Annotated in this window: 14 protein-coding genes and 2 riboswitches; of the genes, 5 read left to right on the forward strand and 9 right to left on the reverse strand. The window is 72.5% G+C overall.

All coding sequences use genetic code 11. The features are described 5' to 3' along the window. Positions 1 to 60 precede the first annotated feature (60 nt). The 4 genes from J2S66_RS20995 (at position 61) to J2S66_RS21010 (ending at position 3,923) form a co-directional block, all read left to right on the forward strand. On the forward strand, positions 61 to 1,335 hold the full coding sequence (locus J2S66_RS20995; RefSeq protein ID WP_310308921.1) for a metallophosphoesterase: 1,275 nt from the start codon (positions 61 to 63) through the stop codon (positions 1,333 to 1,335). 95 nt (positions 1,336 to 1,430) lie between these two features. Continuing rightward, the gene (locus J2S66_RS21000) at positions 1,431 to 2,603 is read left to right on the forward strand and encodes a type III PLP-dependent enzyme (RefSeq protein ID WP_310308922.1); all 1,173 of its coding nucleotides are present in this window, start codon (positions 1,431 to 1,433) and stop codon (positions 2,601 to 2,603) included. Positions 2,604 to 2,652: 49 nt separating this feature from the next. After that, positions 2,653 to 3,063, forward strand: coding sequence for an adenosylmethionine decarboxylase (speD, locus tag J2S66_RS21005; protein WP_306749847.1), 411 nt, complete (start codon positions 2,653 to 2,655; stop codon positions 3,061 to 3,063). Positions 3,064 to 3,086: 23 nt separating this feature from the next. After that, entirely contained in the window at positions 3,087 to 3,923 is an 837-nt protein-coding gene (locus J2S66_RS21010) for a spermidine synthase (protein ID WP_425566449.1), read from the forward strand. Positions 3,924 to 4,082: 159 nt separating this feature from the next. Here J2S66_RS21010 and J2S66_RS21015 read toward each other — a convergent pair whose 3' ends face one another. Beyond that, the gene (locus tag J2S66_RS21015; RefSeq protein WP_310308923.1) at positions 4,083 to 6,152 is read right to left on the reverse strand and encodes a S9 family peptidase; all 2,070 of its coding nucleotides are present in this window, start codon (positions 6,150 to 6,152) and stop codon (positions 4,083 to 4,085) included. Between the two features lie 104 nt (positions 6,153 to 6,256). Here J2S66_RS21015 and J2S66_RS21020 point away from each other — a divergent pair, with 104 nt between their 5' ends. Further along, positions 6,257 to 6,925, forward strand: a complete 669-nt coding sequence (locus J2S66_RS21020) for a COG4315 family predicted lipoprotein (protein WP_310308924.1) — start codon at positions 6,257 to 6,259, stop codon at positions 6,923 to 6,925. A gap of 137 nt (positions 6,926 to 7,062) precedes the next feature. Here the strand turns inward: J2S66_RS21020 and glyA are convergent, their stop codons facing one another. The 8 genes from glyA to J2S66_RS21060 form a co-directional block, all read right to left on the reverse strand. Beyond that, complete coding sequence (gene glyA / locus J2S66_RS21025) at positions 7,063 to 8,328, reverse strand: serine hydroxymethyltransferase (protein WP_306749843.1); 1,266 nt, start codon at positions 8,326 to 8,328, stop codon at positions 7,063 to 7,065. Between the two features lie 28 nt (positions 8,329 to 8,356). Continuing rightward, positions 8,357 to 9,460 (reverse strand): glycine cleavage system aminomethyltransferase GcvT, encoded by a 1,104-nt coding sequence (gene gcvT, locus J2S66_RS21030; RefSeq protein ID WP_374726105.1) that lies wholly within the window; start codon positions 9,458 to 9,460, stop codon positions 8,357 to 8,359. 111 nt (positions 9,461 to 9,571) lie between these two features. Then, positions 9,572 to 9,665, reverse strand: a riboswitch (glycine riboswitch). Position 9,666: 1 nt separating this feature from the next. Beyond that, a riboswitch (glycine riboswitch) is annotated at positions 9,667 to 9,757 on the reverse strand. Positions 9,758 to 9,823: 66 nt separating this feature from the next. Next, on the reverse strand, positions 9,824 to 10,126 hold the full coding sequence (locus tag J2S66_RS21035; RefSeq protein WP_310308925.1) for a DUF3817 domain-containing protein: 303 nt from the start codon (positions 10,124 to 10,126) through the stop codon (positions 9,824 to 9,826). 15 nt (positions 10,127 to 10,141) lie between these two features. After that, positions 10,142 to 10,531, reverse strand: a complete 390-nt coding sequence (locus J2S66_RS21040; RefSeq protein WP_310308926.1) for a hypothetical protein — start codon at positions 10,529 to 10,531, stop codon at positions 10,142 to 10,144. 123 nt (positions 10,532 to 10,654) lie between these two features. Next, positions 10,655 to 11,140 carry a helix-turn-helix transcriptional regulator gene (locus J2S66_RS21045; RefSeq protein ID WP_310308927.1) on the reverse strand — a complete coding sequence of 162 codons (486 nt, stop codon included), beginning with the start codon at positions 11,138 to 11,140 and terminating at the stop codon, positions 10,655 to 10,657. Positions 11,141 to 11,343: 203 nt separating this feature from the next. Beyond that, positions 11,344 to 11,505, reverse strand: coding sequence for a hypothetical protein (locus J2S66_RS21050; protein WP_306749839.1), 162 nt, complete (start codon positions 11,503 to 11,505; stop codon positions 11,344 to 11,346). 404 nt (positions 11,506 to 11,909) lie between these two features. Further along, positions 11,910 to 13,034 (reverse strand): CaiB/BaiF CoA transferase family protein, encoded by a 1,125-nt coding sequence (locus tag J2S66_RS21055; RefSeq protein WP_310308928.1) that lies wholly within the window; start codon positions 13,032 to 13,034, stop codon positions 11,910 to 11,912. A 1-nt stretch (position 13,035) separates the two neighbouring features. Continuing rightward, a complete protein-coding gene (locus tag J2S66_RS21060; protein ID WP_310308929.1) occupies positions 13,036 to 14,184 on the reverse strand; it encodes an acyl-CoA dehydrogenase family protein in 1,149 nt (382 codons plus the stop codon). Positions 14,185 to 14,282: the final 98 nt, after the last annotated feature.

Raw genomic sequence — 14,282 nt, forward strand, 5'->3', positions numbered from 1 at the left:
CGGGAGGCCGGACGCGCCGGCCGCCGGCGACCGGGGGGTTGCACGCCTGGACCGGGATTCGTGGAAACTGGAGGGCACACCCCTGGAGGCACCGCGTTGTTCTTCTTCCTGCTGCTCTCGGTCGTGATGGCCGCGGCCCACTACTACATCTGGAAGCGCGTGGTGCGGGACACCACCCGCCCCGGCCGCGGGCGCCTGGTCGGCACCGTCGCGGTGGTGTTCCTGCTGCTGCTGGTGGTCGGTGCGCTCGGCCTCCAGCGCGTGGGCGGGTTCGGCCGGGTCGTGGCGTGGCCCGGGTTCCTCTGGCTGGCGGGCGTGTTCTACCTGACGGTGCTGCTCGGGCTGCTGGAGATCCCCCGGCTGGTGCTGCTGCGGCGGGCGCGGCGCGGCCGGGTGCGGGCGACCGTCGGGGCGCCGGACGTGACGCCGGGCACCGCGGTCGACGCCGAGGAGGCCCTGCCCGACCCGGTGCCCGAGGCCCCGGAGGTGGACGAGGGGCGGCGGCTGTTCCTGGCCCGGTCGCTGGCGGTCGCGGGCGGCGTGGCCGCGGCGGGCATCGTCACCTACGGGGCGACGCAGGCGCTGGGCGACCCGGTGGTCAAGCGCGTGCCCGTGACGCTGGGCAAGCTCGACCCGCGGCTGTCGGGCTACCGGATCGCGGTGGTCAGCGACATCCACCTGGGTCCGCTGCTCGGCCGCTCGCACACCGAGCGGATCGTGCGGATGATCAACGAGCAGCAGGTGGACCTGGTGGCGATCGTCGGCGACCTCGTCGACGGCTCGGTGGAGGAGCTGGGCGAGGCGGCGGCTCCGCTGCGCGACCTGGTGAGCACGCACGGCAGCTTCTTCGTCACCGGCAACCACGAGTACTACTCGGGGGCGGAGCAGTGGATCGCCGAGGTCGAGCGACTCGGGGTCAACGCGCTGCGCAACGAGCGGTTGACGATCGAGCGGGCCGGGGCGACGTTCGACCTCGCGGGCGTGAACGACGTCAACGGCGCGAGCTTCGACGACGCCCCCGACTTCGCCCGCGCCCTCGACGGGCGTGACACGAGCACGCCGGTGGTGCTGCTGGCACACCAGCCGGTGCAGGTGCGCGAGGCGGCCGGGCACGGCGTGGACCTCCAGCTGTCGGGGCACACGCACGGCGGGCAGATGTTCCCGTTCCACCTGGCGGTCGGCCTCCAGCAGCCGGTGCGCAGCGGCCTGGAGACGATCGACGGCACCCAGGTCTACACGTCGAACGGCGCCGGGTTCTGGGGTCCGCCGGTGCGCGTGGGCGCGCCGCCGGACATCTCCGTCGTGGAGCTGCGTCACAACTTCGCCGGCCGGTAGCGCTTTTTCCGCCTTCTGCGCGTACCGTGGACCGCCGTGCCCGAAGACGGTCAGACCGTGCCTGAACACGGTCGCGGAGGGGGACCCCTAGCGAGATGACGAAGAGCTTTGCCGACGACAACCGGCTACACGAGGCAACAGCTCGTATTCGTCGTTTCCTGGACCACGACCGACCGGACACCCCGTGCCTGGTCATCGACCTGCCCACGGTCCGCGACCGGTTCACCGCGATCCGCGAGGCCCTCCCCCGGGTGGCGGTCTTCTACGCGGTGAAGGCGAACCCCGCGCCCGAGGTGGTCGAGCTGCTGGCCGCCGAGGGATCGTGCTTCGACGTCGCCAGCCCCGCCGAGATCGACCTGTGCCTGGCGCGCGGCGCGGCACCGGGCGCGATCTCCTACAGCAACCCGATCAAGAAAGCCCGTGACATCGCGTACGCGTTCGGGCGCGGGGTGCGGCTGTTCGTCTCCGACAGCGAGCAGGACGTGCGCGCGGTCGCCGAGCACGCGCCGGGCTCGTCGGTGCTGCTGCGCATCGTGGTGGAGAGCCGGGGATCGACCTACCCGTTCGGCAAGAAGTTCGGCTGCGCGCCGGAGATGGCGGCCGACCTGCTGCGGCTGGCCGCCGAACTGGGCCTCGCGCCGCTGGGCGTGGCGTTCCACGCGGGGTCGCAGCAGCTCGACCCGACCGGCTGGGACGGCGCGATCGCCGACGCCGCCGAGGTCGTGCTGAAGCTGCGCGCCGAGGGCCTGCCGGTGACGACGCTGAACCTGGGCGGCGGCCTGCCCGCCGCGTACCTGGAGCGTCCGCCCGCGCCGGCCGAGTACGGCGCCGCGATCACCGCCGCGATCGAGCGGCACTTCGGCGACTTCACGCCCCGCGTGATGATCGAACCGGGTCGTGCCGTGGTCGCCGAGTCGGGGCTGATCCGCTCCGAGGTCGTGCTGGTGGCGAAGAAGTCCTACACGGACGAGCAGCGCTGGGTGTTCCTCGACGTGGGCCGCTACGGCGGTCTCGCGGAGACCGAGGGCGAGGCCATCGCCTACCCGCTGGAGACGTCGCGGGACGGCGGGCCGACCGGTCCCGTGGTGATCGCCGGGCCGACGTGCGACGCCGATGACGTGCTGTACCAGCACACCGTCTACGAACTGCCGCTGGACCTGCGCGCGGGCGACTTCGTCGACCTGCTGCGCGCGGGCGCCTACACGGCCAGCTACTCCTCCGTGGCCTTCAACGGCTTCCCCCCGTTGGCCACCCACTGCGTGCGGTGAGCACGCCCCCGCGCCGCTCCACCCCTTCTGAAGATGTTTGGAGTGATTGATGTCCGGACTCCCGTGCGAATCCGAGCCGGTTGGCTTGTTCGCAGGACAGCACGTGCTCGCCGAGTTGGAAGGCGTGAGCCCGGAACTGCTCGACGACGAGCAGTTCCTCAAGCACGCGCTCGGTGAAGCGCTGACCCAGGCTGACGCCACGGTGTTGGAGGTGGTCTCCAAGCAGTTCGAGCCGCAAGGGGTCACCGTGCTGGCCCTGTTGTCGGAGTCGCACGCGTCCATCCACACCTATCCGGAGGTCGGAGCGGTGTTCGTGGACGTGTTCACCTGCGGCACACGCGCCAAACCCGCGCTCGCGGTGCAGCTCCTGGCGGAGGCGCTGGGTGCCGTGTCGGCACGGACGGACATGATCAGCCGGGGGCACCGCGTCCCCGCGCTCGTCGGTGAGGAGAAGTCGTGACCCGGGAAACCGCGACCGGTGAGGTGATCCGCGAGCCGCTGGCCGTCGGGATGACCAGGCACTGGGAGGTCGACGAGGTCGTGGTCGACGCGAAGACCGAGTTCCAGCACCTGGTGATCGCCCGCACCGCCCAGGGGTTGTCGCTGTTCTGCGACGACGACCGGCAGAGCACCGAGTTCAGCCAGCTGACCTACCACGAGGCGCTGATGGTGCCGGCGCTGCTGCTGGCCGACCGGGTCGAGCGCGTGCTCGTCATCGGGTCGAGCGAGGGCGTGGTGTGCCGGATGGCGGTGGAGGCCGGCGCGTCGGTGGTCGACCACATCGACATCGACGAGCAGGCCGTGAAGCTGTGCGCCGAGCACCTGCCCTACGGGTACACGCCGGAGGAGCTGGCCGCCGCCGAGCGCGGCGAGGGCCCGGTCCGCGTGCGCTACATCGACGGCTACGAGTACATCCGCACCACCTCCGAGCGCTACGACATCGTCCTGGTGGACCTGCCGGACGAGCGCGAGGAGGAGGCGCAGCACAACCGCCTGTACGGCGCGGAGTTCCTGGCCCTGTGCAAGGCGCTGCTCACGCCGGGCGGCGTCGTGGTGTCCCAGGCGGGCTGCCAGACGATGTGGCGCAACACCACGCTGGTCCGCATGTGGCAGCGGTTCAACGAGGTGTTCGACACGGTCGCGTACTACGGCTCGGACGAGCACGAGTGGGCGTACCTGTTCGGGCGCGCCGACGAGGTGGCCGACCCGACGGCGCTGATGGTCGAGCGCCTGCCGGCGTGCGGCTACCGGCCGGAGTCGATCGACGACCTGGCGCTGGTGGGCAACTCGATCCCGCCCTACCGGGTGCGCAACTCCTGAGCACGCGACCGGGGGGCCGTTCCGCCGCGCGGGACAGCCCCCCGTTCGTGTGGCACCGTTCGTGTGGCACCGTTCGTGTGGCACCGTTCGTGTGGCACCGTTCGTGTGGCACCGTTCGTGTGGCACCGTTCGTGTGGCACCGTTCGTGTGGCACCCCGGTCAGGCCAGGGCGGTGCGCAGGAAGTCCACCTGGAGCAGCAGCAGGTTCTCCGCCACCTGCTCCTGCGGGGTCATGTGGGTGACGCCCGACAGCGGCAGCACGGTGTGCGGGCGGCCGGCGGCGAGCAGCGCGCTGGACAGCCGCAGGGTGTGCGCGGCCACGACGTTGTCGTCGGCCAGGCCGTGCACGATCATCAGCGGGCGCTCCAGCTTCGGGGCGTCGGCGATGAGCGAGTTGGCCTCGTACACCTCGGGCTTCTCGTCCGGGTGGCCCAGGTAGCGCTCGGTGTAGTGGGTGTCGTAGAGGCTCCAGTCGGTGACCGGGGCACCCGCGATGCCCGCGTGGAAGACGTCCGGGCGGCGCAGCACGGCCAACGCGGCCAGGTAGCCGCCGTAGGACCAGCCGCGGATCGCCACCCGGGTCAGGTCGAGGTCGGGGTGGTCGGCGGCCACCGCGTGCAGGGCGTCCACCTGGTCGTCGAGGGTGGCGCCGGCGAAGTCGAACGCGATGTCGCGCTCCCACGCCGGCCCGCGGCCCGGGGTGCCCCGGCCGTCCACGACGAGCACGGCGAACCCCTGGTCCGCCAGCCACTGCGAGGTGAGGTAGGCGTTGCGGGCGGCCACGACGCGCTGCGCGTGCGGCCCGCCGTACGGGTCGAGCAGCACCGGCAGCTTCGTGCCCGGAACGTGGTCGCGCGGGAGCAGCAGCGCGGCGCGCAGGTCCCGCTCGCCGGCGGTCAGCAGGGTGACGCGCGGCGTGAGCCCGGGTTCCTCGGCGTGGTTGGCGATCACGCCGCCGGTCGACGTGGTCACCTTCACGCCGAAGTGGTCCAGGCCCGAGGAGGCCAGCAGCAGCACGCCGCCGCCGCGGACCGCGCCGTGCACGCCGTCCTCGGTGGACAGTCGGCGGACGTCGTCCGCCGTCACCAGGAACACGTGCGTCCGCGTCGGGTCGTCGGTGGAGGCGGTGACGAGCACGCCGTCCTCCCCCGCGTCGAGCACCGAGCGCACCTGGAAGCCGTCCGGCGTCCACGGCCGGTCGCCGACGACCAGCCGGTTCGCGCCGTCCACCGGCAGCACGCGCAGCAGCTCGCCGGCCGGCGTCCAGCGGGGTGAACCGGGCACCAGCTCCAGCCAGTGCGGGTCGGTGTCGTCGGCCAGCACCTCGGTGGCGCCGGTCGCCGGGTCCGCCGCGAGCACCAGGACGCGCCGCTGGTCGCGGGACTGGACCTGGATCAGCGGCCTGCCGTGCGAGGACCACACCGCCGTGTTCAGGTACGGGAACGCCTCGCGGTCCCACTCGACGTCCACCCGGCCGTCGCCGTCGGCGGCCAGGAACGACGCGGTGACGGTGGCGTTGGGCGTGCCCGCCGCCGGGTAGGCGATCTCGGTGGCCGGGGTCGCGGGGTTGGCCGGGTCGGCGATGTACCAGCGCCGGACCGGGGTGTTGTCGACGCGGGCGGCCAGGACGCGCGCGCCATCCGGGGAGAACCAGTACCCCCGGTAGCGGTGCATCTCCTCGGCGGCGATGAACTCGGCCAGGCCCCACGTGACGTCGTCGCCGTCCGGTGCGGCGACGACCCGGTCCACACCGGTCGCCAGGTCCACGACGTGCAGCGCGCCGTCCGCCACGTACCCGACGCGGCGGCCGGTCGGGTCCAGGCGGGGGTCGACGGCCGCGCCCGCGGCGGGCAGCTCGCGCACCGCCGCGGTGGCGAGCTCGACCACGAACAGCCGGCCGGAGAGCGCGAACACCGCCTGCCGCGCGTCGGCGTCCGTCGAGTAGCCGACGATGCCCGCGGCCTGCTCGCGGGTGCGCTCGCGCCGGGCCCGCTCCTCCGGGGGCAGGTCCTCGGGGTCGGTCAGCAGGGTCGCCGGGTCGACCAGCAGCGCCTCGGTCCCCGCCGCCGTGTCGAACTTCCACAGGCCGTTCGCCCGGCCCGCGGCCGAGGCGGTGCGCAGGAAGTACACCGCCGAGCCGTCGGGTGCGACGGTGAACGTCCGGGGTGCCCCGAGGGTGAACCGCTGGGTGCGCGCGTGCCGGCGCGGGAAGGAGGTCTCGTTGCCCACCCGGACACCCTAGGCGACCCCTGTCTTGGCGCGGGGGTGAACCGACGCCGTGACGGGGCCGTAATCGTCGTTGGAGCGATTGACGGACCGAGGAGGAGTTGAGTGTGATCCGACGAAACCGCGTCGCCATCGCCGTAGCGGGCGGCATGGCGGCCGTGCTCGCACTGGTCATGTGGACGTCGAACACCACCGTGCTGCGGGGCACGAACGTCGCGCAGACCGAGCAGGTGGGCGCCGCGGCCCAGGGCGACTACGGCGACGTCCAGGAGCCCCTGGCCCCTCCCACCAGCGAGGAAGCGGTGGCCGAGGACGAGGCGGCGGACGACCCGGCCGCCGGTGCGCCGGAGGGTCAGGCCGCGCCCGCGCCGTCGGGTCCCCGGATCACCCTGGTGGGCAAGAGCGTCCCGAAGATGGGCGACGTCGTGCAGGACGGCGACGGCCGCACGCTGTACCGGTTCGACAAGGACACCGCGAAGCCGGCGGCGAAGTCGAACTGCGAGGACCAGTGCGCGGTGACCTGGCCGCCGCTGCTGTCCAACGGCAACACCCCCGCGTTGCAGGGCGTCGACCCGGCGCTCGTGTCGACGGTCGAGCGCGCGGACGGCTCGGAGCAGGTCACCCTCGACGGCTGGCCGCTCTACACCTACGCGAAGGACGAGGCCCCCGGCCAGTGGAAGGGGCAGGGCGTGGGCGGCACCTGGTTCGTGGTGCAGCCCAACGGGAAGCGCAACGTCGAGTGCCTGCCGCCGGGGGTGACCGCCCCGGCGGCCTGAGCCGCCGTCCACTGTGGAACGCCCTGATCCCCCGGCCCGGGGTCGGCCGGGGGATCAGGGCGTGGTGCAGCGGGTGTGCCGCGGCGTGCCTCAGAGGACGCGCACGACCACCGGCGGCTGTCGCGCGGTGCGCGTCGTCACAGGTCCGGGTAGAGCGGGTGCTTGGCCGCCAGCACCTCGACGCGCGCCCGCAGGTCGGCCAGGTCCGGCGACGCCTGGAGCGCGGCGGCGATGATCTCGGCCACCTCGGCGAAGTCCGCCGCGCCGAAGCCCCGGGTGGCCAGCGCGGGCGTGCCGATGCGCAGGCCGGACGTCACCATCGGCGGGCGCGGGTCGTTCGGCACCGCGTTGCGGTTCACCGTGATGCCCACCTCGTGCAGCCGGTCCTCCGCCTGCTTGCCGTCCAGCTCCGAGGCCACCAGGTCGACCAGCACCAGGTGCACGTCCGTGCCGCCGGTGAGCACCTTCACGCCCGCCGCCGCCGCGTCGGGCCGCGACAGGCGCTCGGCGAGGATCTTCGCGCCCTCGACGGTGCGGCGCTGCCGGTCGGCGAACTCGGGCGACGCGGCGTGCTTGAACGCCACCGCCTTGCCCGCGATCACGTGCTCCAGCGGACCGCCCTGCTGACCCGGGAACACCGCCGAGTTGATCTTCTTGGCGAGGTCGGCCTCGTTGGTCAGGATCACGCCGCCGCGCGGGCCGCCGAGCGTCTTGTGCGTGGTCGTGGTCACGACGTGCGCGTGCGGCACCGGGCTCGGGTGCAGGCCCGCCGCCACCAGGCCGGCGAAGTGCGCCATGTCGACCATCAGGTACGCGCCCACCGAGTCGGCGATGCGGCGGAACTCGGCGAAGTCCAACTGCCGCGGGTACGCCGACCAGCCGGCCACGATCAGCTTCGGCTTCGCCTCCTGCGCCAGCCGCTCCACCTCGGCCATGTCGACCCGGCCGTCGTCCTCCGACACGTGGTAGGGCACGACGTTGTAGAGCTTGCCGGAGAAGTTGATCCGCATGCCGTGCGTCAGGTGCCCGCCGTGCGCCAGGTCCAGGCCCAGGATCGTGTCGCCGGGCTGGAGCAGGGCGAACATCGCGCACGCGTTGGCCTGCGCGCCCGAGTGCGGCTGCACGTTGGCGAAGCCCGCGCCGAACAGCCCCTTGACCCGCTCGATCGCCAGCCGCTCGATGACGTCGACGTTCTCGCAGCCGCCGTAGTAGCGCCGACCCGGGTAGCCCTCGGCGTACTTGTTGGTCAGCACCGAGCCCTGCGCCTGGAGCACCGACACCGGCGTGAAGTTCTCCGAGGCGATCATCTCCAGCGTGCTCTGCTGCCGGTGCAGCTCGGCGGCGACGGCGTCCGCGACCTCCGGGTCGAACTCCGCGAGGGAGGTGTTGAAGTGCTCGGACATGGGATCTCTCTCCTGTCGGGTGGGACGCCTATCGGGTGGGACGCTTGTAGAACGGCAGTGCCACGACCTCGACGGGCTCGTGCTTGCCGCGGATGTCGACGGACAGCTCGGTGCCGGGCTCGGTGTGCCCGACGGTCACGTAGGCCATCGCCACCGAGTAGCCCAGGGTCGGCGACAGCGCGCCGCTGGTCACCTCGCCGATCGGCGTGCCCGCCGCGTCCAGCACGGGGTAGCCGTGGCGCGGCGCGCGGCGGGAGGTGGTCTTCAGGCCGACCAGGACCTGGTCGGCGCCCTTCTCCGCGGTGGCGGCCAGGGCGTCGCGGCCCACGAAGTCGCCCGGCTTGTCGAGCTTGACGACGCGGCCGAGGTTGGCGTGGAACGGGGTGCGACCGCGGCCGAGCTCGTTGCCGTACAGCGGCATCCCGGCCTCCAGCCGCAGGGTGTCGCGGCAGCCGAGGCCGGCGGGCTTGAGGTCGTGCTCCCGGCCCGCCTCCAGCAGCGCCCCCCACACGTGCGCGGCGTCGTCCGGCGCGGTGAACAGCTCGAAGCCGTCCTCGCCGGTGTACCCGGTGCGGGCGAGCAGCACGGGCCTGCCGGCCACCTCGGTCGGGTAGGAGGCGTAGTACTTCACCCCGGCCAGGTCGGTCGGGGTGAGGCCCGCCAGGATGTCGGTGGACCGCGGCCCCTGCACGGCGAGCAGCGCGTAGTCGGTGGAGCGGTCCTCGACGGTGGTGTCGAAGCCCTCCGCCCGCTCGACCAGCGCCTCGAACACGACGGCCGCGTTGGACGCGTTGGCCACGACCAGGTACTCCTGGTCACCCGTGCGGTAGACGATCAGGTCGTCGACGACGCCGCCGTCGGCCTCGCAGATCATCGTGTACCGGGCGCGGCCCACGCCGATCGCCGACGCGTGGCCCACCAGGGCGTGGTCCAGCGCGGCGCCCGCCCCGGGACCGGTCAGCACGATCTCACCCATGTGCGTCAGGTCGAACAGGCCCGCCGAGGTGCGCACCGCGTGGTGCTCGGCCAGCTCGCTGGCGTAGCGCAGCGGCATCCGCCAGCCCGCGAAGTCGGTGAACAGGGCGCCCAGGGCCTCGTGCTCGGCGTGCAGGGGCGTGCGTCGGCTTTCCATCAGGCGGGGTCCTCCCAGGGAGCGGGCATGCCGGTAGCGCCGACCGGTCGGGTCGGCGGGCACGGGTGAAGGATGACACGGTCCATCGGAGACTCCTCGTCTGAGCGAGCCTCCCCCTCTGTCATGGGCCTGAGAGCTTCGCCGCTGCGGGTGAGCGGCTTGCACCGTGGGCGAGGCGCGGTGGCGCGCCTGCTTTCCAGAGTTGCCTTCGTCGGGCGGTAGCTGTGCCTGAGAGATTCCGGGGAGGAGTTGCTCCTTCGGCGCCCCGACTGGTGGGGACTCTCCCGCTCGACATCGACGGCCGTGTTCAGTTGGTACCGCCAGACGCTAGATGTGCCTGGTAGCCGGGGTCAACCCGGTGCGTCACAGGGCTTTCTCGGCCCGGACGCTCTCCACGACCCTGCGCTCGGCGTAGAACGACACGAACGGGATGGTGCCGGCGAGCAGGACCAGGACCGTGGCCTTGATCGACCAGCGGGCCTTGAGCGCCAGGTCGACGGTGAGCACCAGGTAGATGGCGTAGAGGAAGCCGTGGACGGGGCCGACGACGCGCATCATGGTCTCGGTGCCGCCCGCGTACTTGGCGATCATGGCGACCACGAGCAGCAGGAGGCCGACGCCGACCACATAAGCCATGAACCGGAACCTGGTCAACGCGCCGCTCATCGCCCTACCTTCGCCTCACCGCTGGTCCCGCGCGTGGAGCTCGGCGAGCATGCGGTTGTAGGCCGCCAACTCGTCGTCCCCGTCGTGCGCGGGTGTCCTGACGGGTTCAACGGTAACGACCGGCTTCAGCGGCTCGGCCACCGGCTCCCGGGTGCCGCCGCCCGCGGCGGCCTCGGCCTCCTCGGCCCGGCGACGGGCGTCCAACCTGCGGATGCGCCACACCATGAACGCCGGGAACAGGCCGAACAGGGGCCACTGGAACACGTAGCCGAGGTTCTGGAAGCTGCCGCCCGCCTGGGAGAACCGCTCCCACTGCCAGTAGGCGAGGCCGCAGCACACGACGAGCGCGGCCACGCAGACGGCGGCGATGGCGACGCGCTGGGGGGTGACGAGGCGGCCGTGCACGCCTCAAGGGTACTTCGTGCGAGCTGAGAACTCCTCGGGCCGGGGCTCCCGCGCGGGAGCCCGCCCCTCACCGGGCGTTGGGCCCCTCGACCACAGGAGCCCGCCCCGACTCGTCGATCCGACTCAGGCCACGCCGTCCCGGCGTTGCCTCTGCAACCTGGCCACGCACCAGGCCGCCGCACTGCCCCGACGCAGGTGCTGGAGCACCGTCATCGGGCCGAGGCGACGACCGAGGTCGGCGGGCGTGAGCCCGGCCGCCCGGTAGTCCAGAGCGCGCTGGTCCAACGGGCTGATGCCCGCGTCCCACCACTGCTCCGCCTCGGACAGGTCGCCCACCAGCTGCCAGTAGCCGGCGGCGGCCGCGAGGAGGACCTCGGGCACCTCGGGCGCCCGCTTCCTCATCGCCACCACGTACGCGGGGTCCGCGGACTCGACCCTCATCAGGCCGCGGTTCCCGCCGTTCGCCCGCTGCACCGGGATGCCCGGGGACGGCGGGGCTTCCGCGAGCCACGCGTCCTTGATCCGGTTCACCTCCTGCAGCTCGGCGTCGTCCGAGCGCTCAGCCGCCCACTGCCGCAGCAGCTCGTCGACTCCCGAGTCCTCGACCATTCTGCCTCCTCGTCGGTCGAAGATCAGCCAATGCGACGCACCGTATTAGCGGGTACCGACAACCGCTAGACCCAGCTTTGCCAAAAACCCTGTTACCAGCGCGTTATAGCCCTCATTCCACCCGGACGGTGCAACGTCGACCGCTCAATGTCACTCGTGGTGACCGCATTGAGCGGAGTCCCGCGGGCGGACCGCGGCGACGGCTAGGCGAAGAGGCTGCGGACGAAGGTGATGATCGACTCGGCGCCCGACTGGAGCCACCCGAGCGCGGTCTTCACCGCGTCGGCCGACTCGTTGGGCTGGGTGACGAGCAGGAACAGCACCAGCGCGACCGCCGCCAGCGTCACCACCTTCTTGACGTTCACTGATCGGTCTCCGTCCGTTCACAGGGCAGGGCCCGGCGGTCGCCGTACCCGTCACGTCACCGGCCATGGTCCTCCATTCACCCGGACGATGAGTGCCCACCCCGCCGACGTCCCCCGACCGGTCGCTCCGAGGCCCGCTTGACCACGCATGGACAGTAGCCGGCGTCACCCGATCGGACTATCAAGGGGACCAGCGGTCCCGCCGATCACCTAGATACGGGCAGTCGCCCATCCCCCCGGCACGGACACCGAGGTTCAACGACATCGCCATACCCGCACAGCACATCACCTGATTGCGCCGACGCACGCACCCAGCGTGACAAAGGCCGATGTCGGCCGCCGGTAATTCTCCAGCACCTCTTCAGGTGATTTCACGCGTTCATTTCCCGGTTACCCGGCCGCCTTCAGGCGACCACGCCCGCCGAGCGCAGCGCCGCCACCTCGTCACCGGTCAGCCCCAACCCGGCCAGCACCTCGTCGGTGTCCGCGCCGGCGGTGGGCGGCGCGGTCGGCTCACCCGCCGGGGTCCGGTCGAAGCGCGGCGCGGGCGCGGGCTGCGGAACGCCGCCGACCTCGACGAACGTCGCGCGCTCCGCGTTGTGCCCGTACGCCGGCGCCTCGCCGGGGGCCAGCACGGGCGCCAGGCAGGCGTCCGTGCCCTCCGCCAGCGCCGCCCACTCGTCCCGGGTCCGGGTGGCGATCGCCGCCGCGATGCGCGCGCGCAGCTCGGGCCAGTGGGCCGGGTCGCGCCGGTCGGGCGCGTCCGCCAGGTCCAGCAGGGTGACCAGTTCGGCGTAGAACTTGTCCTCCAGCGCGCCGACGCTCACGTACCGCCCGTCCGCGGCCTCGTACACGTCGTAGAACGGCGCGCCGCCGTCCAGCAGGTTCCCGCCCCGCCCGCCGGACCACGCCCCCACCGACGACATGCCGTGCAGGAACGTCGTCAGCAGCGCCGCGCCGTCGACCATCGCCGCGTCCACGACCTGGCCCCGCCCGGAGCGCTCCCGCTCGTAGAGGGCCGCCAGCAGGCCCAGCGCCAGCAGCAGCCCGCCGCCGCCGAAGTCGCCCACCAGGTTCAGCGGCACGGTCGGCGGCTGACCGGCCCGGCCGATCGGCTCCAGCGCACCGGCCACGGCGATGTAGTTGATGTCATGCCCGGCGCGGTCGGCCAGCGGACCGGACTGGCCCCAGCCGGTCATCCGCCCGTAGACGAGCCGGGGGTTGCGGGCCAGGCACTGCGCCGGCCCGATGCCCAGCCGCTCGGTGACGCCCGGCCGGAAGCCCTCGACCAGCACGTCGGACTCCGCGACGAGCCGCAGCACCAGCTCCGCGCCCTCGGGCCGCCGGACGTCCACGCCGATCGAGCGGCGACCGCGACCGAGGACGTCGCCGGGCACGGCCGGCGCGCCGCCCACCCGGTCGACGCGCACCACGGACGCGCCGAGGTCGGCCAGCACCATGCAGCCGAACGGCGCGGGCGCGAGACCGGCCAGCTCGACGACCTTCAGCCCTTCCAGCGGTCCCGGCATGTCAGAGGGACCTCGCGATGATTTCCTTCATGATCTCGTTCGTCCCGCCGTAGATCTTCTGCACGCGGGCGTCCGCCCACGCGCGCGCGATCGGGTACTCGGTCATGTAGCCGTAGCCGCCGAACAGCTGCACGCACTCGTCCACGACCCGGCACAGCCGCTCGGTCGACCACCACTTGGCCATGGCCGCGGTGGGCACGTCGAGTTCGCCCGCGAGGTGCGCCTCGACGCACTCGTCGACGAACGCCCTGGTCACGCGGGCCTCGGTGGCGCACTCGGCGAGCGTGAAGCGGGTGTTCTGGAACTTGATCAGCTCGCGGCCGAACGCGGTGCGGTCCTTGACGTAGTCCAGGGTGAGGGCGACGGCGGCCTCGATGCCCGCGATCGACGCCACCGCGATGATCAGCCGCTCCTGCGGGAGCTGCTGCATGAGCTGGATGAAGCCCTGCCCCTCGCCGGTGCCGAGCAGGTTGTCGGCGGGCACGCGGACGTCGTCGAAGAACAGCTCGGCGGTGTCCTGGCCCTTCAGCCCGATCTTGTCGAGCACCCGGCCGCGGCGGAAGCCCGGCGCGTCGGCGGTCTCCACGACCAGCAGCGAGATGCCGGTGGCGCCCTGCGACGGGTCGGTCTTGGCGACCACCACGACCAGGTCGGCCTGCGCGCCGTTGGTGATGAACGTCTTGGAGCCGCTGATCACGTACTCGTCGCCGTGCCGCAGCGCCCGCGTCCTGATGTTCTGGAGGTCGGAACCGCCGCCGGGCTCGGACATGGCGATGGCGCCGACGTACTCGCCGGAGGCCATCTTCGGCAGCCAGCGCCGCTTCTGCTCCTCGGTGCCGTAGGAGGCGAGGTAGTGGGCGACGATGCCGCTGTGCACGCTGTTGCCCCACGCGCTGTCGCCGCACCGGGCCTGCTCCTCCAGCAGCACGGCCTCGTGCGCGAACGTGCCGCCGCCCCCGCCGTACTCCTCGGGGATGGACAGGCACAGCAGGCCCAGCTCCCCGGCCTTGTGCCAGAAGCCCCGGTCCACCTGCTTCTGCGCCGCCCAGCGCTCCTGGTGGGGGACGGCCTCCTTCTCGAAGAAGGTCCGGGCCAGCCCGCGCAGCTGGTCCAGGTCCTCGGTCATCCATGCGGAACGGCGAGTCGGCATGCCCCGACGGTGCCACCGACGGCGTTCCGGCACCATGACCGCCGTCGCCACGGTGAGCGCCGATCGTGAGCGCAAATGTCATGGAGGTGCGTGGCGCG

The organism is Saccharothrix longispora (genome assembly GCF_031455225.1).
GTDB classification, from domain to species: Bacteria; Actinomycetota; Actinomycetes; order Mycobacteriales; family Pseudonocardiaceae; genus Actinosynnema; species Actinosynnema longispora.